The 6,650-nt window shown below is 71.9% G+C and carries 6 protein-coding genes; 2 read left to right on the top strand and 4 right to left on the bottom strand.

What is annotated here, in order from left to right:
- The 3 genes from FRW57_RS15220 to FRW57_RS15210 all read right to left on the bottom strand — a co-directional run.
- A partial coding sequence (locus tag FRW57_RS15220; RefSeq protein WP_420853260.1) for an FAD-binding and (Fe-S)-binding domain-containing protein occupies positions 1-2,030 on the bottom strand: 2,030 nt, incomplete at its 3' end.
- Positions 2,031-2,099: 69 nt separating this feature from the next.
- Positions 2,100-2,990 carry an NAD(+)/NADH kinase gene (locus FRW57_RS15215; protein ID WP_137119873.1) on the bottom strand — a complete coding sequence of 297 codons (891 nt, stop codon included), beginning with the start codon at positions 2,988-2,990 and terminating at the stop codon, positions 2,100-2,102.
- The gene (locus FRW57_RS15210; RefSeq protein ID WP_137119872.1) at positions 2,987-4,006 is read right to left on the bottom strand and encodes an SPFH domain-containing protein; all 1,020 of its coding nucleotides are present in this window, start codon (positions 4,004-4,006) and stop codon (positions 2,987-2,989) included. The genes FRW57_RS15215 and FRW57_RS15210 overlap by 4 nt, the downstream gene beginning before the upstream one ends.
- Before the next feature lie 77 nt (positions 4,007-4,083).
- Between FRW57_RS15210 and FRW57_RS15205 the strand changes: the two genes are divergently transcribed.
- Complete coding sequence (locus tag FRW57_RS15205) at positions 4,084-4,782, top strand: NUDIX hydrolase (protein WP_137119871.1); 699 nt, start codon at positions 4,084-4,086, stop codon at positions 4,780-4,782.
- Between the two features lie 46 nt (positions 4,783-4,828).
- Here the strand turns inward: FRW57_RS15205 and FRW57_RS15200 are convergent, their stop codons facing one another.
- Complete coding sequence (locus FRW57_RS15200; RefSeq protein WP_162529373.1) at positions 4,829-6,154, bottom strand: MFS transporter; 1,326 nt, start codon at positions 6,152-6,154, stop codon at positions 4,829-4,831.
- A gap of 39 nt (positions 6,155-6,193) precedes the next feature.
- Between FRW57_RS15200 and FRW57_RS15195 the strand changes: the two genes are divergently transcribed.
- On the top strand, positions 6,194-6,650 hold a 457-nt coding region (locus FRW57_RS15195; RefSeq protein ID WP_152186387.1), incomplete at its 3' end, for a DnaJ family domain-containing protein.

The following is a 6,650-nucleotide window of genomic DNA, read 5'->3' as shown; positions in this document are numbered from 1 at the left end:
ACGGCAGCGGGCACTGCCTGCGCGAGGCTGAGCGCGCCGCCGCCGGCGACGGTCGCCACGCCCCAGCCGCGCGCAGCCGCTCGCCAGGCCGCGCTCCGCGCCGCGCTCGACTGCTCGTGGCGCAGCCTCCGCACCAGGTCGCCGGTGTTGATCTGCACCGGGCACGCGGTCTGGCACATGCCGTCGACCGCGCAGGTCTGCACCGCGTCGTAGTCATAGTCGCGCTCGAGGTCGGCCAGCAGCTCGTTGTCCCCGCGCAGCCGCGCCGCCTCCATCTCCCGCCGCAGCACGATTCGCTGCCGGGGGGTGGTCGTGAGCGCCCTACTGGGACAAACGGGTTCGCAGTACCCGCACTCCACGCAGCGGTCCACCTCTTCCTCGACGGTGGCGGTGAGCTTGAGGTCGTGCAGGTAGGAGCGGTCGTCGTCGGAGAGCACCGACCCGGGGTTGAGCAGGCCGCGCGGGTCGACCAGCCGTTTGAGCTCCCACATCACGGCATACAGCTCGTCGCCGTACTGCCGACGCACGAAAGGGGCCATGATCCGTCCGGTGCCGTGCTCGGCCTTGAGCGAACCACCCTCCCGGAGCACGAGGTCGACCATGTCGTGCGTGAACGCCTCGTAGCGCTCCAGCTGCGCCGGGTCATCGAAGCGCTCATTGAGCATGAAGTGCACGTTGCCGTCGCGGGCGTGCCCGAAGATCACCGACTCCTCGTAGTCGTGGGCATCGAAGAGGCGCGCCAGCTCGCGGCAGGTGACGCCGAGCCGCTCGACGGGGACGACGACGTCCTCGAGCAGGGCGTTGGTCCCGCTGGGCCGGGCGCCGGCGACCGCGCTGAACAGACCCTTGCGGATGCCCCAGAGCGCGCCGCGCTCGGCAGCGTCGGTGGTCAGCGACTGGGGAGCGGCGAGCGGCAGGTCGGACAGCATGGGTTCGGCGGTATGCCGTGTGTCCGCCAGTTCGTCCGCCGTGTGGCCCTGGAACTCCACGAGCACGGCGGCCTTCCCGCCCACCTCCAGGTTGCGGATGACGTCCGGACACTTCGGGTCACGAGCCGAGACCCGAAGGGAAGCGGCGTCGAGCAGCTCGGCCGTGACGGTGCCCGCCTCGATCAGTTGCGGCACCGAGGAGGTGGCGGTCTCCACGTCGTCGAAGACGAGCAGCCCGGTCGCCACGTGGGGCAGCACCTCGATGGTGCGAAACCTCGCCTCGGCGACGAACCCGAGCGTGCCCTCGCTGCCGATCATGAGGTGCACGAGGATGTCGAGCGGGTCCTCGTGGTCGAGGAAGGAGTTGAGGCCGTAGCCCATGGTGTTCTTCATCGAGAACTGGCGCCGAATCGTCGCCACCGAGTCCGGATCGCCCAGGATGCGGCGCCGGAGCCGCAGCAGGCCGTCGTGAAGCGCTGGCTCGGCCTCGGCAAGGTGTCGGGAGGCGCTCGGGTCGGCCGAGTCGATCACCGTGCCGGTCGGGAGCACCAGCACCATCGAGTCTAGAGTGCGGTAGGTGTTGAACTCCGTGCCGCAGTGCATCCCGGACGAGTTGTTGGCGACCACGCCACCCACGGTGCAGGCGATCTCACTGGCCGGGTCGGGTCCGAGCTTGCGCCGGTACCGCGCCAGGTGGGTGTTGACGCGGCCGATCGTGACGCCCGGTTGGACCGCCACCCGCCGCCCGTCGTCGAGGACCTGCAGGTCCTGGAACTGCTTCCGGGTGTCGACGAGCACGCTGTCGCTGAGTCCCTGGCCCGACAGGCTGGTCCCTCCGGAGCGGAACGTGAGCGGCAGCCCGGCCCGGTCGCAGGCCCGCAGCACACGGGCCACCTGGTCGGTGTCGCAGGGAGTCACCACGACCTGCGGCACCAAGAGGTAATGGGAGGCGTCGTGCGCGTGGCCCAGCCGGTCGATGGCGCGGCGGCTGACGGCGTCCGGGCCCAGGCTCTCGGCCAGGTGGTCCGCCAGCCTGGCGTGGGCGGCGTCGAGGGCTGCCATCACCGGCGGCGGGGTGGACGGTGCGGATCGCGTGGACACGCGGCCAGACTAGGCGAGCGGCGCCCCGAGCGGGGCCGTCGTGCCAGGAAGAGACGAAGCTGCAGCGGGTCAGCCGACGAGACGCAGGTGCTGTCCCGACGTGGTGACGGTGAGCCGCTGGCCCCAGGTCAGGGTGAGGGCGTCGTGCTCGATGCCGTCGCCGAAGCACACCAGCTGGTCGGACTCGGCGGTGAGCACGAGTGACTCGGTGTCGGCCAACGCCCCCTCGGTGAGTTCGGTGCCGGTCGTCGGCGACGGCCAGGCCTCCCGCACGAACCAGCAGAGCGCCGGGTCGGCGGCGCCGGGCAGCCCGAGCGTGCTGTGCCGCTCGAGCCAGGCAGAGCGCAACCAGCCGGTGCAGCCGGTGCCGGTGCCGATGAGCACCCCCGAGGACGACTGGCGTTCACCTGCCCCGCTCGGCAGCCGGAGCGAGTAGCGCGAGGACTGGTGCGACGCGTGCCCCACGTAGACCTCGTTGAGCGCCCGCAGGTTCTCACCCGAGTCGGTCGTCGCCTCGACCATGGTGCGCTCGGTGATCCGCTGCCCGGCGATCGCGGCCCGCAGCAGGGCCGAAGTGGCGTCGGCCGGGTGCGGCACGAGGACTCCGACGTTGCGGCCGGGCTCGGGGTTGACGCCGATGACCGGCTGCCCGCCCAGATACTTGGCGACGTTGGCCACCAGCCCGTCCTGGCCGACGACGACCACGATGTCCTCCGGGCCGAAGACGAACCGCGCCAGATCGGTCCGCTCGACCTCGGCCCGCCGCCAGTCCGCCGGCAGGCCTGCAGTGACCACGCGGCGGGCCTCCTGCTGCGACCGGTCCCGCTCGATCACCTCGCTGAGGCCACGCCCCCGCGTCTCAAGGAAGAACGCCGCCTGTTGGCGGGTGCCGTGTCGGGCGACCAGCTCGGCATACTCGGTGGTGCGGTGGACTACGACGGCGCGGGGTTGGAGCGTCATGACCGGTCCGCTCCGGTGGCCGGTCCCTGGCCGAGCCGGGCGAGGACCGGAGTGAGCAGGTCTGGGGTGACCGTCAGGCTGCCGATCTGCGGGAGGTTGTCGGCGAGGTCGCGCAGAGCCAGGGCCACCAGCGTGGCGTGGTCGACCTCGGCGTAGGCCGCGAGATTGGCCTGCTGGGCCTCGGCCTCCGCGGCGCCGACGAGTCGCGTTGTGGCTGCTGTCGCTTCGGCGGCGAGTCGGCGCTGGTCGGCGTCGGCCTGGGCCCCGATGCGGTCGGCGGCGGCCTTCTCGGTGGCCCGCTTGCGCTCGTTTTGTCCGCGCTGGGTGACCAGCTCCTCCTCGCGCCGGGCCAGCTCGATCTGGTTCTTCAGCTCGTTCTCGGCGATGGCCCGTTCCCGCTCGACGGCGAGCGCGCGTCGGGCGTAGGTCGCGCGGTCGGCCTCCTGCTGCACCTCCTCGCGGGTCCGGGTCTGCAGGGCTCTCTCCAGCTCGGCGTCCGCGCGGATCGCGACCACCCGCACGTCGGTGACGGCGAGGCCACGTTCGGCCAGCCGTCGGTCACCGGCGAGTGTGCCGGCCACCCGGTCCCGGACGGGGCGGATGCCGTGGGCGAGAGCCTCCGCCATCGGCATGCCGGCGATCAGCTCGAGGGCGGGTTGCTGGGCGAGCTCGGTGAGCAGATCACCCAGGGTCTCCAGGGGCGTCGCGTTCCACCGGCCGCTCTCGGGGGAGATGCTGAAGTCGATGCGCGTCGCGGCGAGCGCCGGGTCGACGACACGGTAGTTGACCGTCGCCTGGATGGTGACGTCCTGGAAGTCGCCGGTGCGCGCATGGAAGAGCAGCGACTGCTCACGGTCGTCCAGCGGGATCTCAGCGAGGGCGGCCGACTGCGGCCGGAACCAGAAGGCCAGCCCGGCCCCCGCGTGCGTCACCTCCCCGCTGTGCAGGTGGTGCACGTAGGTCGTGGGGTCGGTCCGCAGGTGGCGGAAGATCGGGTAGCGGCTGATGTCTGCCATGGTGCTTCTCCTTTGTCGTCATATTGACAGTAATGCCGATGCTGGCTAATCGTCAAGGTGACGTTTAAGATGCTCGTATGACGTCACGCCAGTTCTCCGTCACGGTCGACCTCGCGGTGCTCACCGTCGCCGACGACACCCTCAAGGTGCTCGTGGTCCGGCGAGGGGTGCCGCCGTTCAGGGGCCGATGGGCGCTGCCCGGTGGGTTCGTGCTGGCCCGGGAGGACCTTATGGACGCCGCGAGGCGCGAGCTCGTGGAGGAGACCGGTGTCCCGCTGCGCAGCGTGCACCTCGAGCAGCTCGGCAGCTACGGCTCACCGGGCCGTGATCCGCGCGGGCGGGTGGTGACCGTGGCGCACCTGGCGCTGCTGCCCGACCTGCCCGAACCTGTGGCCGGTTCAGACGCCGCTGGCGCGGAGTGGCGGCCGGTCGAGGACCTCCTGTCGGCAACGCGCCGGCTGGCGTTCGACCACGGCACGATCCTCGCCGACGCGGTCGAGCGTGCCCGGTCGAAGCTCGAGTACGCCCCGCTGGCAGCAGCGTTCTGCCCACCGGAGTTCACCATCGCCGAGCTGCGCCGGGTCTACGAGGTGGTGTGGGGGACCGAGCTGGATCCCCGCAACTTCCACCGCAAGGTGACCGGCACCCCCGGCTTCGTCGAGCCGACCGGCGAGTCCACCCGGCGTGGGGGAGGGCGCCCGGCTCGCCTCTACCGCGCCGGCGACGCGACCCTGCTCCACCCCGCCATGCTCCGCGCCCCCCATCCCGTCCGCTAGCTAGCTGCTGGGCCGGGGCGTCATCGGTGACGCCTTCTCCCAGCAGCTAGCGGGATGAGGGGAGGCGGAGACCCAGCGCCCCCGCGACCAGGAGCACGCCGGCGCCCATCCCGAACGCGGCGGCGTAGGAGCCCTGGTCCACGAGCCACCCGGCCAGCACCGGCCCGGTGACGGCGCCGAAGTCGCTGGCCATGTTGAAGACGGCGATGGTCTGCCCGGAGCGCTTGCCGGCGACGTCGCCGACCAGCGCGGCCGGCGCCGTGCCGAGGAACGCCGACCCCGCCCCGAACACCCCCATGGCGATGAGGGCGATCACCAGCGAGCTGGCGACCGCCAGCATGAGCATCCCGACGGCCGCCACCGTCGAGCCGAGCACGATGGCGGCGCGGCGACCGATCGTGTCGGTGAACCGGCCCGCGGGAAACATCAGCGCGGTCTGCACCAGCGCGGAGGAGACGAAAGCCGCCCCGACCCAGCCGACGTCGACCTGCAGATGGTGCACGAACAAGAGCGGCACGACGGTGCTGCGCAGTCCGAGCACCGCCAGCCCGACGGCCAGGTTGGTGACCAGAGCGGCTTGGTATTCGCGGGTGCCCAACAGATCGCGCAACGTCGCCTCGGGCGGGTGGTCCTCGTCCGCGGCGCGATCACGCCCGGCCGAAGGGTCGCTCGAGGCCACGGGGACTCGTTCGTCAGGCTGCTCACCGTCATGCACCGGCGGCGACTCGACGGCCGGGTCGCGCCCGCTGCCCGGGTCTGGCTCGAGCGGGAGGTCCGTCGCCTGGTCGATCCCCGCACGGGCGGTCGCGGGCTGCGGCCTGGACACGAAGACCATGGCGACGACTCCTGCGAGGGCCAGCGTCCCGGCATACAGGAAGAACGGGGCCCGCAGCGAGATGCCGAGCACGGCACCACCGACCGCGGGACCGGCGATGCCGCCCACCAGGAAACCGCCGCGATAGACGCTCACGGCGCGGCCGCGCATCCGCTGCGACGCGACCCGCAGCACGAGACTCATGGCCGCCACACCGAAGACCGCCGAGCCGACGCCGCCGACGCCGCGCAGCGCGAGCAGCTGCGGGTAGTTCTCGGACAGCCCGGCCAGCAGGCTCGACAGTCCGACGACGGCCACGCCGATCATCAGGCTGGTGCGCTCACCGAGGGCGTCGACGACACGGCCGGCGAGCAGCCCGGAGAGCAACCGCATCAGGGCGAAGACCGAGACGACGGCGCCGGCGGCTGCGGCGTCGACGCCGAACTGGGTCGCGAACAGCGGGATCGCCGGCGCGACGACCCCGAAGCCGAGCGCGACGCAGAAGGCGACTCCCGACATCGCCACCACGTCACGGGGCAGGTCGGTGGGGAGTCGCACGGTCACCCATCCTGCCAGCGGCCGTCGTAGGCTTGTCGGGTGCACGGCTTCGAGTCCATCGTCGAGCGGCAGATCCGCGAGGCGCAGGAGCGGGGAGAGTTCGACAATCTGCCCGGCTCCGGCAAGCCGCTGCCCGATCTCCGCACCGACGACCCCGACTGGTGGGTCAAGCGATTGATTCAGCGCGAGCACCTCGACATCAGCGGCGCCATGCCGACCGTGCTGAGCCTGCGCAAGGAGGCCGAGACCTTTCCGGAGTCGCTGCTGGAGCTGCGGACCGAGCAGAGTGTGCGCGCGGTGCTCGAGGACTACAACCGGCGGGTCAAGCTCGACCGGCTCAGGCCGGCTGTGGGCAACCTCCCGCCGACCATCGCCCGCACGGTGGACGTGGACGACCTGGTCGGGCAGTGGCGCGGGCTGCGGGAGGAGCTGCAGCAGCGGGCCTCTGCGGCGCGGGCTGAGGCCGAGGCGGCGCGGATCGCGCAGCAGGCGGAGG

Source organism: Segeticoccus rhizosphaerae, from assembly GCF_009192725.1.
In the GTDB taxonomy this organism is placed as follows: domain Bacteria; phylum Actinomycetota; class Actinomycetes; order Actinomycetales; family Dermatophilaceae; genus Segeticoccus; species Segeticoccus rhizosphaerae.
This window is presented reverse-complemented; position numbering and strand designations above follow the sequence as displayed.